Genomic DNA, 15,703 nt, shown 5'->3' with positions numbered 1-15,703 from the left:
CCAAAGGCTGAAACCGTTCCGGAAAAATTCGCGTCCATGCTTATGCCGACCGACCGTCGCTCAGTGGCTCACTGGTGCGGCGCATTCTCAAGTCGTCTCGGCTCGTTCATGCCATTCGCGACTGTCCGGCGGCGCCTGATCGCGATCGTTGAGGCCGTAGTCCCGGACGACCGTCGCGATCCTCAGCCGATAATCGGCAAAGACGCCGTGCCGTCCTGCCTCCTGGGCGGCGCGATGTTCGGCACCGTTACGCCACGCCTTCACCGCCGCCTCGTCTCGCCAAAAGGAAAGCGACAGCAATTTGTTCGGATCGGCAAGGCTTTGAAACCGCTCGATCGAAATGAAGCCGTCGATCCCGTCCAGCCGAGGACGCAGATCGGCGGCAAGGCCAAGATAGGTGTCACGCTCGTCCTCGGACGGCGCGACTTCGAATATTACCGCAATCATCGCGTCATTCCTTTCCTTGCGGCAGAGAGACGTTCCTCAAAAAGATACGGTCCTCCTTGAGAATGAAGCGCTCACGCCTGGCGAATTCATAGTTCTCGCGACCGAGCGGATCGGCGGCGAGCCGCGCTCGATAGGCTTCGTAGGCGGCAAGACTTTCGATGTTGTAGACGCCGTAGGCAATCGTAGCAGAGCCCTCGTGCGGGCCAAAATAGCCGATGAGATCGGCACCGCAGCGGGGAATGGCTTCGCCCCAATTGCGGGCATAGGCCGCGAAATCGTCCTTGCGGAACGGGTCGATCTCGTAACGGATAAAACAGGTGATCATGGTCGTCTCCTTCGTGATGAAGACAACTATGCCGCCTTGTTCGGCGCGAATGCTTCGATTATGATCGAAGTATGAAGGAAGGTCCGGACATTGCCCTGATCGGCTCGCTCATCGGCGATCCTGCGCGCGCCAACATGCTGACCGCGTTGATGGGCGGCCGGGCTTTGACGGCTACCGAGCTTGCGACGCATGCCGGAATAACGCTGCAGACCGCAAGCTCGCATCTTGCCAAGCTGGAGGCCGGCGGGTTGCTCACGCAGCGCAAGCAGGGCCGCCACCGTTATTATGCCTTGAGCGAGGACGAGGTCGGGCTGATGCTCGAAAGCATCATGGGCTTTGCGGCAAGCCGTGGGTTGACGCGGCATCGACCGGGACCGAAGGACCCGGCACTCAGAAAGGCGCGTGTCTGCTACAATCACCTCGCCGGTGACTACGGGGTACGCATGCTCGACAGCCTGGTCGCCGCGCGCCAAATCGAGGTAACCGGTGATGACCTTGTGCTGACCGATGCCGGTCAGGCGCGCGTCGAGGCCTTGGGCATCGACTATGCCGCGCTCAAGAAATCCCGGCGGCCGATCTGCCGGACCTGCCTCGACTGGAGCGAGCGCCGCTCGCATCTTGCCGGCTCGCTCGGCGAGGCACTCCTGACCCTCTTCATCGACAAGGGGTGGGCGAGGCGCGAGCAGAACAGCCGCGCCATTCGCTTTACCGATACCGGCGAAAAAGCCTTCTTAGAGCTCTTCCCCCAATAGGGCAGGCGGCGCCCACCCGCCTCGAACCACCGCGCCGGCAAAGCCATCGCGCGCGACGCGCGTGCAGAGGGCGGACCATTCGCATTCATCGCAGGCACCACGGACAGAACCAAGCGCAAAGGCGCCGCGCAGGTCCTGAAGACGCCGGTCGTCGAGAATGAGAACGGAGCCCGGGCCAAGCGGAAACCCAAGCAGGTCGGCTACTGCAGCCAAGGCCCGACTGTCGCGACCGCGGATATTCTCGTTGCGGCAATGAGCTTCGGCCAAACCCAGCATCGGCGCACAGATATCGTCCGGCCCTTCGACGATCTCGATCGGCTCGCCGGCGGAAAGGCGACGGGCAACGACTTGGTAGTTGCGGGTGAACGAGGGCGTATAGCCCTCGCCCACGAAAGTCAGCAGACACAGAAGGTGATGCCCGCGCAGGCGAACCGTCACAGCAGGTCCGCCGGCTCACGAACGCGGTCCTGGATCCCCTTCAGAACTGCGGCGGCGAGCGCCGATTTCAGGACGGCACCGAGCAGGAACGGGACGACACCCAACATGACCGCCTTCTCAAGGCCGATCAGCGTCGCGAGCCAGGCCGCGCCGATGACGAGGCAGAGTATGTTGGCGGAAAAGTGCGCGAGGAAGCTCAGCACCACCCGATCGCCCGTCCAGCCCCGGCCAGCCAGCCAACCAGCAAGGCCGCCGATCAACGGAAAAGAGACAAGATAGCCGGCGGTCGGACCGGCGAAATGGGCGATGCCGCCGGCGCCGTTTGCAAGCACCGGCAAGCCGACGATGGCTTCCGCCAACCAGGCGAGGATTGTGACCACGCCGAGGCGCCAGCCGTAGATGACACCGATCATGGTGACTGCGAACGTCTGTATGGTGATCGGCACCGGCACCATCGGCACGCTGATCTGCGAAGAAAGCGCAAGAAAGCCGGTGCCTGCCAGCACGAACAGGGCCTTGAGCGGCAACGCCTTACCGCCGAGACGAAGCGGATCGAAGGCAGACGCAGAAACGAGTTCGGACATGGGTTCTCCTAAACCAGTATTTCACGATTATAGATAATTTCTAGAACTATCTATAATTCGCTCAATACCCGTAAGCAGAGGTGCAATCAATAGCTAGAGGCTACGAAATCGCCGGCCCCTACATGCCGCGCATCTTTTGAGACGCGCAAAATCGCGCCGTAGAGCTTTGAATCGCTGCATGATTTTTTCCTCAATCGATTCCGACTTGAGGAGTCATGCAGTAGGCGACCGGAAGGCCCCGGCGGACCTTCAGCGAGCCCTCGCTCTAAAATTATAGATAATTCGAAACACTCCACCCCGGGCGTGCGCTAGCCGACGATCGAAAAGGCGTCGTGAACTTCGCCTGAGGCCGTCCTTACCGGAGTCTTACCGATCCATCCGACATGACGCTCGAGAATGGCGGCCGCCTCGTCGCCCTTCCCCTGACGGAGAGCCGTCAGGATCGCGCGATGATCATGATCCGTGCGCGCCTCCCAACTCGACCGCCAGGCCGAGAAAAGAAACCGGGCACTTGCCGCGTGAAGATCGTCAATCGCGGCGAGCAGGCGCGGCATACCGCAGGGCTCGAGAATGATCCGGTGAAAGGCACGGTTCGCCGCCTCCCAGGAGCGCACATCTCTGGAACTGTCTGCCGCGGCCGTTGCCGCCTCGGCCCTGTCCAGGATCGCCGGCGTCAGGTGAGGCACGGCGTGGCGCAGCGCCAGGACTTCCAGGGCGGCCCGCATCTCGGCCACTTCACGCACCTCCTGGAGGTCGAAAGCAGCGACACGCACGCCGCGGCGCGGCTCGCTCACGGCAAGCCCCTGCGCCTCCAGCCTACGAAAGGCCTCGCGAACGGGAACATGGCTGGCGCCGAATTCCTCTGCAACGTGATCCTGCCGCAGCCGCTCGCCTGGCGGCAGCACTCCGGAGATGATCCTTTCGGCAAGCACGCGGCTGATGCGGCTCGCAAGCGTGTCGTCACGTTCCTTGTTCATGCGCTACAGATAGAGGTGCATCCCGACGCTGTCGAGCAAGCTCGCATGCGCATCCGGCGATTTCCAAAGGTTGAGCTTTCGACCGCCGTCGTATAAAGCTCGCTCAACTGCCGCTTTCGCCGCGATCCAGACTCCTCCCCCTGCCGCTGGCGTATTTTCTCCCAAGGAACTGACCCCCAAATGACCGGTATCGATCTCATTATCTTCGATTGCGACGGCGTGCTCGTCGACTCGGAAATCATCGCCTCGGAAGTCGAGGCCGGATTGCTGACGGAAGCGGGCTACCCGATCAGTGTCGAGGAAATGGCCGAGCGTTTCGCCGGCATGACCTGGCACAACACGCTGCTGGCGATCGAGAAAGAGGCGAGTATTCCACTGTCGGCATCGCTGATCGACAAAGTCGATGCCATTCTCGACAAGCGGCTCGCCCGCGATGTCAAGATCATCGAGGGCGTCAAGCCGGCACTGATGCAGCTGACGCTGCCGCACTGCGTCTGCTCCAACTCCACCTCCGAGCGCCTTGCCATCATGCTCGGCAAGGTCGGCATCAAGGACCATTTCGGCAAGCATATCTATTCCGCGCGCGATCTCGGCCCGGACCGCGTCAAGCCGAAGCCAGATATCTTCCTGCACGGTGCCGCCCAATTCGGTATCGATCCCTCGCGCGTCCTCGTTATCGAGGACTCGGTGCATGGTATTCATGGCGCACGCGCCGCAGGGATGCGGGTCGTCGGCTTCACCGGCGGTGCCCATACCTATCCTTCGCACGCGGACAAATTGACCGAAGCTGGCGCCGAGACGGTGATTTCCCGCATGGCGGTTTTGCCCGGCGTGATCGCCGCGCTCGCCGAATGGTCGGAGTCCATGACGGCCTGACGGCCGTGCGATCCTTTTTTCGCCCCGGCTGCTACCGGGACGGAAAATCCCGCGGGTTGCGATGGGGGCGCGTTCACTTTGCGCGCGAGGACGCCATGCCGCATTGATTGCGCGTGACCTTCCTCCGGAAATCATGGCTTTCGCACTGCGCCCAGGGGCTATATCAAGCAGTCTACAAGCGTTACTTCCAAGGAGGAGACATTATGCGTCTTTCGATATTGACCGGTTTGACGTTGGCGGCCAGTGTCGCTTTCGCACCGCTCGCCCATGCCGATATCACGATTGGCGTGATCACCCCGCTCACGGGTCCGGTCGCCGCCTTCGGCGAGCAGGTCAAGAACGGCGCCGAAGCGGCGGTCGAGGCCATCAACAATGCCGGCGGCATCAATGGCGAAAAGATCGTCATCAAGATCGTCGATGACGCCGGTGAGCCCAAGCAAGCCGTATCCGTTGCAAACCAGCTTGCCGGCGAGGGCCTGCGCTATGTTGTCGGCCCGGTAACCTCCGGCACCTCGATGCCGGCATCGGACGTGCTCGCGGAAAACGGCATCCTGATGGTCACGCCGACGGCGACGACGCCGGACCTCACGACCCGCGGCCTGTGGAACGTGCTGCGTACCTGCGGGCGGGATGACCAGCAGGCGGTCGTTGCCGCCGACTATGTCATCAAGAACCTAAAGGACAAGCGCGTCGCCGTGCTGCACGACAAGGCCGCCTATGGCAAGGGGCTTGCCGACGGGTTCAAGGCCGCGATCAACGCGGGCGGCATCACCGAAGTCGTCTATGAGGGCCTGACCCCCGGCGAAAAGGACTTCGGCGCCATCGTCACGCGCCTCAAGGCCGAGAACGTCGACGTCGTCTACTTCGGCGGCTATCATGCCGAAGGCGGCTTGCTCGTTCGCCAGATGCGCGACCAGGGCGTAAACGCCCAGCTTCTCGGCGGCGATGGCCTCTCTAATACCGAGTTCTGGGCGATCGGCGGCGAAGCGGCGAGCGGCACGGTTTACACCAATGCGAGCGACGCGACCCGCAACCCGGCAGCCGCTCCGGTGATTGAGGCCCTCAAGGCCAAGAACATCCCCGCCGAAGCCTTCACGCTCAATGCCTATGCCGCCGTGCAGGTCCTCAAGGCCGGCATCGAAAAGGCGGGCTCCGCCGAGGACCCGAACGCAGTCGCGACGGCAATCAAGTCCGGCGACGCGATCGATACCGTCATTGGCAAGCTGACCTACGGCGAAACCGGCGATCTCACCTCGCCGAGCTTCTCGCTCTACAAATGGGAAGCCGGCCAGAGCGTCCCGGCCGAATAAGGCGGCCGCGAACGGATAAGAAAACGCCGGGGCATGCCCCGGCGTTTTTTGTTGCGCGCTGCGGGATTTCGCGTCCACCTACAGCGCCGCGCGTCTTGCCAGACGCGCAAAGGACGCTGTAGCGCTTTGCTGCATGTTTTTATCCTTAAATCGGCTACGATTTAAGGAAACATGCAGTAGTCACTGCGTCCGGTACGGTCCCTCATCGAAGCCGACGAAAACCTTGGCCTCGGCGCCGGCACCAGCGGGAATCGTCACGTCGGCCTTGGTGAAAACGAACTGGGTCGAGGCGCTGCCCTGCGGAACCTCGACCGGAAATTGGGTGAGTTCGGAATAAAGCGTTTTTTTACCGTCCGTCGCGGCAACACGGATCGGCAGGGTCACCTTGCCGGGTCCTCCAGCGGGGCCCGCCACGACACGTCCCTGCACCACCACCGTTACCTTGAGCGCATCTTCACTCTGCACGCATTGACGCGTGGTGTCGGCGAGCGACGCCTGATAGACGACCTTGGTCGGATCGTCCTTCGCGCCCTTCGCATAGGTGCGGTAGCTGGACGTCCCGTCCCGAAGCGTAATCTGAGGGCAGGCCGCCTGTATTACCGCCGGCGTAGCGGCGGACGCACTTCCGCCAGATTCGATGGCGCCGCCCGTTTGCGTCTTGTTACAGCCGGCGAGCGCCGCAAGAAGCGATACGGCGAGAACACGGCGAGATACTTTGCCAAACACGTTACACAACCTCTGCTGAACCCGGTTAAACACCAGATCACGATGAGTTTGGACTGGATCAATCCAAAATCATCGTGATCGATATCGATAGGTTAGAGCGCGATGGAGCAGTGACCCCCCTTTATCCCAATCGCGCCTCCACTGCATGTTTCCTTAGATGCACCCGATCTAGGGACAAGACATGCAGCAATTCAAAAGTGCGGCCTTTGCGCGTCTGATTAAGGCGCGCGGCACTGTCGACCGAAAACGTTCGGTCAGGGCCTTTCACGGCCCACGGGCATCGTCTATAGCAGCGGCGTTTTGAAAAATCGATCCAGTCAGCGGTCCTATGAAGAAGATTCCGGGGAGCGTGGCCAGCCGGAATTGCCATGGTGACAAGATTGACGGGGTGTTTTGCCGGGGATTGACGCAATAAGGCGGCCGGGTCGGGCGGACCTCAGGGCCGTACGCGTGGACAGGACGAAGGGGTGAAAATGGTGAAGTATGTTTCGACACGGGGAGAAGCGGCGCCCCTCGGTTTCTGCGACGCCCTCCTCGCAGGGCTCGCGCGTGACGGCGGGCTCTACCTGCCGAAGGAATGGCCGACGCTCTCGAAGAAGGAGATACGGGCGCTGCGCGGCAAGTCCTATCAGGAAATCGCCTTTGCCGTGCTCGAGCCCTTCACCAACGGCGAAATTCCGGCCACGAAGTTTCGCGAGATGATCGACGAAGCCTATGCCAGCTTCCGGCATCCGGCCGTCGTGCCGCTGGTGCAGACCGGGGCGAATTCCTTCGTGCTGGAGCTCTTCCACGGCTCGACGCTCGCCTTCAAGGACGTGGCTATGCAGTTGCTCGCCCGCCTGATGGATCATGTGCTTGCGGAGCGCGGCGAACGGGCGACCATCGTCGGCGCGACGTCCGGCGATACCGGTGGCGCGGCAATCGACGCTTTTGCCGGCAGGGAACGCACCGACATCTTCATTCTCTTCCCGCACGGCAAGGTCTCGCCGGTGCAGCAAAGGCAGATGACCACGTCCACGGCCGCGAACGTGCATGCGATTGCGATCAAGGGTAATTTCGACGACTGCCAGAATCTCGTCAAAGCGATGTTCAACGACCAGAGCTTCCGCGACGGCGTCAAGCTCTCGGGCGTCAACTCGATCAACTGGGCCCGCATCATGGCCCAGATCGTCTACTATTTCACCGCGGCGATCTCGCTTGGCGGCCCCGACCGCAAGATTTCCTTCACCGTCCCGACCGGCAATTTCGGCGACATCTTCGCAGGCTACGTGGCCAAGCGCATGGGCTTGCCGATCGACAAGCTGATCATTGCGACCAACGAGAACGACATTCTTGCACGCACGCTGAAAACCGGCCGATACGAAATGCGCGAGGTCAAGGCAACCACATCGCCATCGATGGACATCCAGATCTCCTCCAACTTCGAAAGGCTGTTGTTCGAGGCTTACGATCGCGATCCGGCCATGGTGCGTGCTGCCATGGCAGGTCTCAGGCAATCGGGCTCCTTCGCGATCGACGACGGTGCCTTGAAAAAAATTCGCAAGGAGTTCCGCGCGGCCCGCGCCTCGGAAAAAGAAGTGGCGAAGACAATCCGCAAGACCTTTGAGGGCAGCGGCTATCTCCTTGATCCGCATACAGCAATCGGCGTGTTCGTGGCGGCCAAACACGAAAAATCCTCTGCACCGATGGTGACGCTTGCGACGGCCCATCCGGCGAAATTCCCCGACGCAGTAAAATCGGCAAGTGGTATTGACCCCGCGCTTCCAACGTGGCTTGCTGATCTCATGAATAGGGCGGAGCGTTTCGATATCCTGGACCCGGAGCTTAAGAACGTCGAAACCTTCATCGGCGAGCGTACCCGCGTTCGGGAGTAGAACGAGAAGAAACGTATGATGAAAGTTAAGTGCACCCAGCTCCCTTCCGGGCTGACGGTGGTGACCGAGCGAATGCCGCATCTCGAAAGCGTGGCGCTCGGCGTCTGGATCAAGTCCGGTTCGCGCAACGAAACCGTGGATGAACACGGCATAGCGCACCTGCTGGAGCACATGGCTTTCAAGGGGACCCGGCGGCGCAGTGCCCGCCAGATCGCCGAGGAAATCGAAAATGTCGGCGGCGAACTCAACGCCGCCACCTCCACCGAAACGACCTCCTACTACGCCCGCGTTCTCAAGGATCATGTGCCGCTGGCTGTCGACATCCTCGCCGACATCCTGACTGACTCGACCTTCGACGCCGAGGAACTCAGGCGTGAGAAACACGTCATTCTGCAGGAAATCGGTGCCGCGGACGACACACCGGACGACGTCGTCTTCGACCGCTTCGCCGAGACGGCCTATCGCGACCAGACGGTCGGCCGCCCGATCCTCGGCACGCCGGACACCGTCATGTCGTTTTCGCCCGACCAGATTCGCCATTACCTCGGCCGCAACTACACGACCGACCGGATCTTCATCGTGGCAGCCGGCGCGGTCGAGCACGACGCCTTCGTACGCGAGGTCGAAACACGCTTTTCCGCCCTGCCGCGCCTGCCGCACTCCTCTCCCGTTCTCGATACCGCGCGTTACACCGGCGGCGACAGCCGTGAGAGCCGCGACCTCATGGATGCGCAGGTCCTGCTCGGCTTCGAGGGGAAAGCCTACCATGCACGCGACTTCTACTGCTCGCAGATCCTCGCCAACATTCTCGGCGGGGGAATGTCTTCGCGCCTGTTCCAGGAAGTGCGCGAGCACCGGGGCCTCTGTTATTCCGTCTATGCCTTTCACTGGGGCTTCTCCGACACCGGCATTTTCGGCGTCCATGCTGCCACCGGCGGTGAAAACCTGCCGGAACTGATGCCGGTGATCGTCGACGAACTGCGCAAATCATCGATGAGCATCGAGCAGCAGGAAATCGAGCGCGCCCGTGCGCAGATCCGCGCGCAGTTGCTCATGGGGCAGGAAAGCCCTGCGGCGCGCGCAGGACAGATCGCCCGCCAGATGATGCTCTACGGCCGCCCCATCCCCAATGAGGAATTGATGGAACGGCTCTCCGGCATCACGAAGGAGCGCCTTACCGATCTCGCCGGTCGCTTGTTCTTCGATACGGTCCCGACGTTGTCGGCGATCGGCCCACTTGAACATCTGGCTCCCATGAGCGACATCCTGTCGTCTCTAAGCCCCAGGGCGGCCGAGACTCATGCCGTGGCGATCTGACCGGATCTGCCGCCGAGCAACGGCCTAACCTGGCGAAACCGAAGTGTTTTTCTTGTACAATTCCTGAAAATCGGATTCGATTCGAGCGCGAAGTTGTGCAACGTTTCAGAAGTGCGGCGGCGCTACCGGAAAGCTTGATCGGCGGCGCCGTTGACGGGAGGCATACGTCCCGTCGCGCGTAACTGGCTGGGACGGACGAGGAAAATCCAGACGGCTTTTGCCCGCCCCGCCGCGATCCTGGTCTGGAGGGACATATGGCACGATCGGTTTTTCGGTTTCTGTCGCGGCAGCCCGAGTCGATCGAGATCGCCAACCGGAACTATCTGCTCCGCCTTCCCCGATACGCCGACTATCGCCAATGGTATCAGCTGCGCAGCGAGAGCCGCGCCTTTCTGGAGCCGTGGGAGCCCAGCTGGCGTGCCGACGAAATGACCGAGAGCGCGTTTCGCGGCCGCGTCATCCGCAACGAGCAGGAATATGCCTCCGGCCAGGCCGTTCCCCTGTTCCTTTTCCACAAGCCCGACGAAACGCTCCTCGGCGGCCTCACCATCGGACATATCCGGCGCGGCGCCGCCCAGAACTGCATGATCGGCTATTGGATGGGGCAGAAGTTTGCGGGCCAGGGTCACATGTACGAGGCCCTCAAGCTGACGATCCCCTACATCTTTTCGGTCCTTGAGTTGCACCGTATTGAAGCAGCCTGTATTCCAGAGAATGCTCGGAGCATCCGGCTCCTTGAAAAGGCCGGCTTTGAGCGTGAAGGCTATTTGAGACAGTACTTGAAGATAAACGGGCAGTGGCGGGACCATCTGATGTTTTCCCTCCTGCCCGCAGACGCCGTACCGAACAGGAATATGCCCCTTTGATGCCCCTGACCTCTAAGCCGTTCGCGCGACCAGCCGCAAAGCTGGCGGCGTTTCTGGTCGCATTCGCCGTCTTCGCCATTGGCCTTGCCGGCGGCGTTGCGCATGCGCTCGAACCGGTGAAGATCTCTCGCGAAGATACGGCACTCGACCTGACGGCGACGACCGAGATCTACAGTGGAAGGGGCGAGGCGTTCCAGGTTTCGACCGCGCCCGGCACCGACGGCATCGTGCGCCGCATCGAGGTGCGATCGAGCACCGAAAATCACCAGGGCGACTGGGCGGTTTTCGCGCTCGCAAATGTCTCCGAGGAGCAGCTCGAGCGCGTGATCGTCGCGCCGCATTTCCGGCTGGTGAATTCAAAGCTGTTCTGGCCGGATCTCGGGTCGCAGCGCATCCTCTCTATCACGCCGAGCGAAGGCTTTGCCCTCGACCGGCAGCCGAGCGATGAGGCCGACGTCTTCCGCATCACCCTCAATCCGGGCGCCGTCATCACCTTCGTCGCCGAGCTTGCCACCCCCGATCTGCCGCAAATCTATCTTTGGCAGCCCGATGCCTACAAGGACACGGTCAACGCGTTCACGCTCTACCGTGGCATCGTGCTCGGGATCGCCGGTCTCCTGGCGGTGTTCCTCACCATCCTCTTCGTCGTCAAGGGAACCTCGATGCTTCCGGCGACGGCGGCGCTTGCCTGGGCAGTGCTTGCCTATATCTGCGTCGATTTCGGTTTCCTGTCGAAACTGATCAGCGTTACCGCCGGCGATGAGCGAATATGGCGAGCGGGCACCGAAGTCTTCCTGGCGGCGGGACTGGTCGTTTTCCTGTTCACCTACCTCAACCTCAATCGCTGGCATCAGCATCTCGGCTATGCAACGCTCGCCTGGATTCTCGGACTGGCACTACTCTTCGGCGTCGCCGTCTATGACCCTGCGATCGCCTCGGGCATTGCCCGCCTCTCCTTCGCGCTGACGGCAAGCGTCGGCATCGTGCTGATCGCTTATCTCGGCTTCAACCGCTACGACCGCGCGATCCTTCTGGTTCCGGCCTGGCTATTGATCCTTGTCTGGCTTTTCGGTGCATGGCTCGCGGTCACCGGCCAGCTCGCCAACGATATCGTCCAGCCGGCGCTCGGCGGCGGCCTCGTGCTGATCGTGCTCTTGATCGGCTTCACCGTGATGCAGCATGCCTTTGCGGGCGGCGCCTATCAGCAGGGTCTTTTCTCCGATCTGGAGCGGCAGTCGCTCGCGCTTACCGGATCGGGCGACACCGTGTGGGATTGGGACGTCGCGCGCGACCGCGTCGTGACCATCCCCGACATCTCGCACCAGCTCGGTCTGTCGCTCGGAACCATGAACGGCCCCGTCCGGAACTGGGTGCCGCGCCTCCACCCGGACGACCGCGACCGGTTCCGCGCGACACTCGACGTGCTGCTGGAGCATAGGCGCGGCCGGCTGAACCATGAGTTCCGCGTGCGTGCCGAAGATGGCCACTATCATTGGCTGTCGATCCGCGCGCGCCCCGTGCTCGGCGCAAACGGCGAGATCATCCGCTGCGTCGGGACCATCGTCGACATCACTGAACAGCGCAATTCGATCGAGCGGCTGCTGCACAACGCGCTCCACGACAATCTGACCGGCCTTCCGAACAGGCAGGTGTTTCTCGACCGCTTGCAGGCAATCCTGCTGATGGCAGACGGATCCAGCACAGTGCGGCCGACCGTTCTTGCGATCGACATCGATCGCTACAAGCAGGTCAACGATTTGCTCGGCATCGCGGCTGGCGACAACATTCTCATCGCGTTGACGCGCCGTCTGCGCCGTCTATTGCGCCCGCAGGACACTCTGGCACGCCTCGGCGGCGACCAGTTCGGCCTCATCCTTCTCTCTGAGCGCGATCCGGCGAAAATCGCCGACTTTGCCGATGCGGTCAGCAAGGCGATCATGGTCCCGCTCAACTACGGCAATCGCGAGATCAATCTCACCGCCTCGATCGGCCTGGTTTCCTGGCTCGACCAGGAGCAGAGCGCAGCCGGGCTTCTGGACGACGCGGAGCTGGCGATGTTCCGCGCCAAGAAGGCGGGCGGCAACCGCGTCGAACCGTTCCGTCCGGCCTTCAGAACATCGGGATCGGACCGCCTGCAGCTCGAGGCGGACCTCAAGCGGGCGATCGAGCGCAAGGAACTTTCGCTGGTCTACCAGCCGATCGTTCGGCTCAACGATGCTGAAATCGCCGGCTTCGAGGCGCTGATGCGCTGGGATCATCCGAAGCGTGGCAATGTCTCGCCGACGGAGTTTATCCCGATCGCCGAGAATTCCGATCTCATCAATCAGCTTGGCATGTTCGCCTTCGAAAAGGCGACCAACGATCTTACCGATTGGCAGATACAGACGGGCGACCTGCCGATTTTCGTTGCGATCAATCTTTCGAGCGCACAGCTTCTGAACAACGAGCTCTATGACGACATCCGCGCCGTTCTCAACAAGAACCGCTGCGATCCCGCAAAGGTCAAGATGGAGCTGACGGAATCGCTGGTGATGGAAAACCCGGAACAGGCGCGGCTCGTCCTCGAAAAACTCAAGGAGGCAGGCCTGCGGCTGGCGCTCGACGATTTCGGCACCGGCCACTCGTCGCTCTCCTACCTGACGCGTTTTCCCTTCGACACGATCAAGATCGACAAGGCGCTCGTTCGCGACCCGAGCGACAAGCGCGGCATCCTCTTGCGTTCCGTGATCACGATGGCCCGCGAACTCGACATGCAGGTGGTGGCCGAAGGCATCGAATCCGAAGAAGACGCGATCCAACTCGCGCAGATGGGTTGCGATTACGGCCAGAGTTTCCTCTTTGGTCCGCCGGTCGGATCGGAGTCGATTCTTCGCCTGCTGAAGGAACGATTTCCCTTGATGAAGAGGGCGTAGCCCGCGACGAAGCGGGCCGAAGGTCAGGCGTGGCCGGCGTCTGTGGAAAGCATGGCTGAACTGACGCCCATCAGCTCAAGCGCTCGGTCATATTTCTCGTCCAAGGCGCGGTCGAAGATGAGCTCTTCGCGTGCGGGGCACGTCAGCCAGCCGTTTTGGGCGATCTCAGCCTCGAGCTGGCCGGGACCCCATCCAGCATAGCCGAGCAGCATCGTCGCCTTGAGCGGCCCCTCGCCGCGCGAAATGGCTCTGACGATATCGAGCGTCGCCGTCAGGCAGATGTCATCGCTGACAGGAATGCTGGAGTCGCTCAGATAATCGTCTGAATGCAGCACGAAGCCGCGGCCGGTCTCGACCGGACCGCCTGCCTGTATCTGAAAGTCCCTGGCCGTCGGAGGGAGGCGGATCGCCTCCTCCTCGTCAAGGAGCTGCAGATGCAAGAGGACATCCGGGAAGGTCAGCCGCTGGGGCCGATTAAGAACGAAGCCCATCGCCCCATCCTCGGAATGGGCGCAGACGAAAATGACCGTGCGGGCAAAATTGGCGTCGAACATGCTCGGCATGGCGATCAGGAATTGACCGTCAAGGAAACCACGTTCGCGTGTCTTGTGCAGCACCGTTGTCGCCATAATGGGTATAGCCTACCAATTCGTCGCGAAATGAAAAGCGCCTCTACGTGGCGGCTGCGAAAATTTGCACGCGCGCCGCTCACGCGTGCCAATCAAGCGATTATGATCGCCGGCATAGTCAGGGTCGACTGGCGGTACGGGGCGAAGAACGGTAATGCTTAGCCCATGACCAAGCGCCCTCCATTAGAGAAGATGGCCCAACGCCTCGCTGCGGCAAGTCTTCTGCTTTTATTTTTTCTTCCAGCCAAAACATATGCGGCCGCCAGCGACTGGGTGACGTCGGCCGGCGGCACGATCCGTCTCGTCGCCGCGCAGCCCGAAGGGGACGGCACCATACCGGCTATTCTCGAGGTCAAGCTAAAGCCCGGCTGGAAGACCTACTGGCGAGATCCGGGCGCAAGTGGAATCCCCCCACAGATTACGATCGACCCCTCCTCCGGCGTTGTCCTCCAGGCTATCAATTTCCCCGCACCGAAGACATTCGGCGAGGGGGCGGGCCGCTATGTCGGCTACGACACGCCCGTCGCTTTTCCACTGGTGCTGAAAAGGACGCGTGGCGACGGCGATCTCGCCATCCGGGCGTCGGTCTTTCTGGGCATCTGCGAGGAGATCTGCATTCCGGTCCAGGGCGAACTGAACCTTATCCTGAAGCAGGGCGAGTTCGACAATCCCCTCGACGGGGCACGCATCGCCGATGCCGTAGCGGCGCTGCCGCAAGCCCCGTCGAGCGAATTCAATGTCGCGACAGCAAACTTCGATGCGGCTGCAGGAGCGATCCGGGTCCGGCTTCAATTGCCGCCAGAAGCAAAGGCAGACCAGCCGGAGCTCTTTCTCGCCGGCCCCTCCGGTATCAGCTTCGGCAAGCCGGCGTTCGGGGTGGAAACGGGCATTCAGCGCACGGCGGACATTCCGGTGAAGTTCTCCGGCAAGGACAAGGACATCAAGGGAAAGCCGATCGCGCTGACTGTGCGCGCCGGCAGCCGCAGCATGGAAACGACCCTTGCCTTTGAGTGATGGCGACCTATAGTCCCTGACGCGTTCGGTCGCTCCCACCGCACCGAACTTCGCTCATATCAGGGAGAGAACCGTGACTATTTCCGTCGGAGACAAGCTGCCCACCACAACCTTCAAGGAAAAGACTGCCGACGGCCCGGTTGAGGTGACGACGGACCAGCTCTTCAAGGGCAAGCGTGTCGTTCTTTTTGCCGTCCCGGGTGCCTTCACGCCGACCTGCTCGCTCAACCACCTTCCCGGCTATCTCGAAAATCGAGACGCGATCCTTGCCCGCGGCGTCGACGAGATTGCCGTGGTCGCAGTCAACGACCTGCACGTCATGGGCGCCTGGGCAACCGCGTCCGGCGGCATGGGCAAGATCCATTTCCTCTCGGACTGGAACGCCGCATTCACGAAGGCGCTCGGCATGGATATCGATCTTTCTGCCGGCACGCTGGGCATCCGCTCCAAGCGCTACTCGATGCTGGTCGAAGACGGGGTGGTGAAGACGCTGAACGTCGAGGAGAGCCCCGGCCAGGCGACTGTTTCGGGCGCCGCCGCCATGCTGGAACAGCTTTGATCTGACACCGCGCTCGCAAGAATTGGAGCGGAATTGCCCCCTCACCCTCTCCCCGCATGCGGGGCGAGGGAACTTGAGAGGGCGCCGCTGATCTCCT

The 15,703-nt window shown here is 61.8% G+C and carries 16 protein-coding genes; 9 read left to right on the top strand and 7 right to left on the bottom strand.

The features are described from left to right. Positions 1-87: 87 nt before the first annotated feature. Together QA637_RS02740 and QA637_RS02735 are read right to left on the bottom strand one after the other, a co-directional pair. A complete protein-coding gene (locus QA637_RS02740; RefSeq protein ID WP_283063270.1) occupies positions 88-447 on the bottom strand; it encodes an antibiotic biosynthesis monooxygenase family protein in 360 nt (119 codons plus the stop codon). Between the two features lie 4 nt (positions 448-451). Further along, the gene (locus QA637_RS02735; protein WP_283063268.1) at positions 452-772 is read right to left on the bottom strand and encodes an NIPSNAP family protein; all 321 of its coding nucleotides are present in this window, start codon (positions 770-772) and stop codon (positions 452-454) included. Between the two features lie 71 nt (positions 773-843). Here QA637_RS02735 and QA637_RS02730 point away from each other — a divergent pair, with 71 nt between their 5' ends. Next, positions 844-1,524 carry an ArsR/SmtB family transcription factor gene (locus tag QA637_RS02730; protein WP_283063267.1) on the top strand — a complete coding sequence of 227 codons (681 nt, stop codon included), beginning with the start codon at positions 844-846 and terminating at the stop codon, positions 1,522-1,524. Here QA637_RS02730 and QA637_RS02725 read toward each other — a convergent pair. From QA637_RS02725 to QA637_RS02715, 3 genes are all read right to left on the bottom strand, one after another. Next, positions 1,504-1,962, bottom strand: coding sequence for a DUF1284 domain-containing protein (locus QA637_RS02725; RefSeq protein WP_283063265.1), 459 nt, complete (start codon positions 1,960-1,962; stop codon positions 1,504-1,506). The genes QA637_RS02730 and QA637_RS02725 overlap by 21 nt on opposite strands. After that, complete coding sequence (locus tag QA637_RS02720; protein WP_283063263.1) at positions 1,959-2,546, bottom strand: biotin transporter BioY; 588 nt, start codon at positions 2,544-2,546, stop codon at positions 1,959-1,961. Before QA637_RS02720 ends, QA637_RS02725 begins: the two co-directional genes overlap by 4 nt. Before the next feature lie 308 nt (positions 2,547-2,854). After that, positions 2,855-3,523: a GntR family transcriptional regulator gene (locus QA637_RS02715; protein WP_283063262.1), complete on the bottom strand. Its 669-nt coding sequence runs from the start codon at positions 3,521-3,523 to the stop codon at positions 2,855-2,857. A 180-nt stretch (positions 3,524-3,703) separates the two neighbouring features. On the opposite strand from QA637_RS02715, the gene QA637_RS02710 reads away from it, so the two are divergent. Continuing rightward, positions 3,704-4,399 carry an HAD family hydrolase gene (locus QA637_RS02710; protein WP_283063261.1) on the top strand — a complete coding sequence of 232 codons (696 nt, stop codon included), beginning with the start codon at positions 3,704-3,706 and terminating at the stop codon, positions 4,397-4,399. A 203-nt stretch (positions 4,400-4,602) separates the two neighbouring features. Next, positions 4,603-5,709, top strand: coding sequence for a branched-chain amino acid ABC transporter substrate-binding protein (locus QA637_RS02705; RefSeq protein ID WP_153442207.1), 1,107 nt, complete (start codon positions 4,603-4,605; stop codon positions 5,707-5,709). Between the two features lie 180 nt (positions 5,710-5,889). Here the strand turns inward: QA637_RS02705 and QA637_RS02700 are convergent, their stop codons facing one another. Then, positions 5,890-6,435 (bottom strand): hypothetical protein, encoded by a 546-nt coding sequence (locus tag QA637_RS02700; RefSeq protein ID WP_184108504.1) that lies wholly within the window; start codon positions 6,433-6,435, stop codon positions 5,890-5,892. Positions 6,436-6,908: 473 nt separating this feature from the next. Here QA637_RS02700 and thrC point away from each other — a divergent pair, with 473 nt between their 5' ends. The 4 genes from thrC to QA637_RS02680 all read left to right on the top strand — a co-directional run bounded on the left by thrC (position 6,909) and on the right by QA637_RS02680 (position 13,404). Beyond that, a complete protein-coding gene (gene thrC, locus QA637_RS02695) occupies positions 6,909-8,309 on the top strand; it encodes a threonine synthase (RefSeq protein WP_283064848.1) in 1,401 nt (466 codons plus the stop codon). Positions 8,310-8,324: 15 nt separating this feature from the next. Beyond that, on the top strand, positions 8,325-9,626 hold the full coding sequence (locus QA637_RS02690) for a M16 family metallopeptidase (protein WP_283063258.1): 1,302 nt from the start codon (positions 8,325-8,327) through the stop codon (positions 9,624-9,626). 254 nt (positions 9,627-9,880) lie between these two features. Further along, entirely contained in the window at positions 9,881-10,492 is a 612-nt protein-coding gene (locus tag QA637_RS02685; protein WP_283063256.1) for a GNAT family N-acetyltransferase, read from the top strand. Continuing rightward, positions 10,492-13,404 (top strand): sensor domain-containing phosphodiesterase, encoded by a 2,913-nt coding sequence (locus tag QA637_RS02680; RefSeq protein ID WP_153442210.1) that lies wholly within the window; start codon positions 10,492-10,494, stop codon positions 13,402-13,404. The genes QA637_RS02685 and QA637_RS02680 overlap by 1 nt, the downstream gene beginning before the upstream one ends. Positions 13,405-13,427: 23 nt before the next feature. On the opposite strand, the gene QA637_RS02675 is transcribed toward QA637_RS02680, so the two are convergent. Next, positions 13,428-14,033 (bottom strand): YqgE/AlgH family protein, encoded by a 606-nt coding sequence (locus tag QA637_RS02675; RefSeq protein WP_153442211.1) that lies wholly within the window; start codon positions 14,031-14,033, stop codon positions 13,428-13,430. A 165-nt stretch (positions 14,034-14,198) separates the two neighbouring features. Here QA637_RS02675 and QA637_RS02670 point away from each other — a divergent pair, with 165 nt between their 5' ends. After that, positions 14,199-15,047, top strand: coding sequence for a protein-disulfide reductase DsbD domain-containing protein (locus tag QA637_RS02670; protein ID WP_428843115.1), 849 nt, complete (start codon positions 14,199-14,201; stop codon positions 15,045-15,047). A 73-nt stretch (positions 15,048-15,120) separates the two neighbouring features. Further along, positions 15,121-15,606 carry a peroxiredoxin gene (locus QA637_RS02665; protein ID WP_184108503.1) on the top strand — a complete coding sequence of 162 codons (486 nt, stop codon included), beginning with the start codon at positions 15,121-15,123 and terminating at the stop codon, positions 15,604-15,606. The last annotated feature ends 97 nt before the right edge of the window (positions 15,607-15,703 follow it).

This window comes from Sinorhizobium terangae (assembly GCF_029714365.1).
Taxonomy (GTDB): domain Bacteria; phylum Pseudomonadota; class Alphaproteobacteria; order Rhizobiales; family Rhizobiaceae; genus Sinorhizobium; species Sinorhizobium terangae.
This window is presented reverse-complemented; position numbering and strand designations above follow the sequence as displayed.

Coding starts and splice junctions, on each gene's coding strand:
- QA637_RS02740 (WP_283063270.1), bottom strand. CDS start 447: ATGATTGCGGTAATATTCGAAGTCGCGCCGTCCGAGGACGAGCGTGAC.
- QA637_RS02735 (WP_283063268.1), bottom strand. CDS start 772: ATGATCACCTGTTTTATCCGTTACGAGATCGACCCGTTCCGCAAGGAC.
- QA637_RS02730 (WP_283063267.1), top strand. CDS start 844: ATGAAGGAAGGTCCGGACATTGCCCTGATCGGCTCGCTCATCGGCGAT.
- QA637_RS02720 (WP_283063263.1), bottom strand. CDS start 2,546: ATGTCCGAACTCGTTTCTGCGTCTGCCTTCGATCCGCTTCGTCTCGGC.
- QA637_RS02715 (WP_283063262.1), bottom strand. CDS start 3,523: ATGAACAAGGAACGTGACGACACGCTTGCGAGCCGCATCAGCCGCGTG.
- QA637_RS02710 (WP_283063261.1), top strand. CDS start 3,704: ATGACCGGTATCGATCTCATTATCTTCGATTGCGACGGCGTGCTCGTC.
- QA637_RS02705 (WP_153442207.1), top strand. CDS start 4,603: ATGCGTCTTTCGATATTGACCGGTTTGACGTTGGCGGCCAGTGTCGCT.
- thrC (WP_283064848.1), top strand. CDS start 6,909: ATGGTGAAGTATGTTTCGACACGGGGAGAAGCGGCGCCCCTCGGTTTC.
- QA637_RS02690 (WP_283063258.1), top strand. CDS start 8,325: ATGATGAAAGTTAAGTGCACCCAGCTCCCTTCCGGGCTGACGGTGGTG.
- QA637_RS02685 (WP_283063256.1), top strand. CDS start 9,881: ATGGCACGATCGGTTTTTCGGTTTCTGTCGCGGCAGCCCGAGTCGATC.
- QA637_RS02680 (WP_153442210.1), top strand. CDS start 10,492: ATGCCCCTGACCTCTAAGCCGTTCGCGCGACCAGCCGCAAAGCTGGCG.
- QA637_RS02675 (WP_153442211.1), bottom strand. CDS start 14,033: ATGGCGACAACGGTGCTGCACAAGACACGCGAACGTGGTTTCCTTGAC.
- QA637_RS02670 (WP_428843115.1), top strand. CDS start 14,199: ATGACCAAGCGCCCTCCATTAGAGAAGATGGCCCAACGCCTCGCTGCG.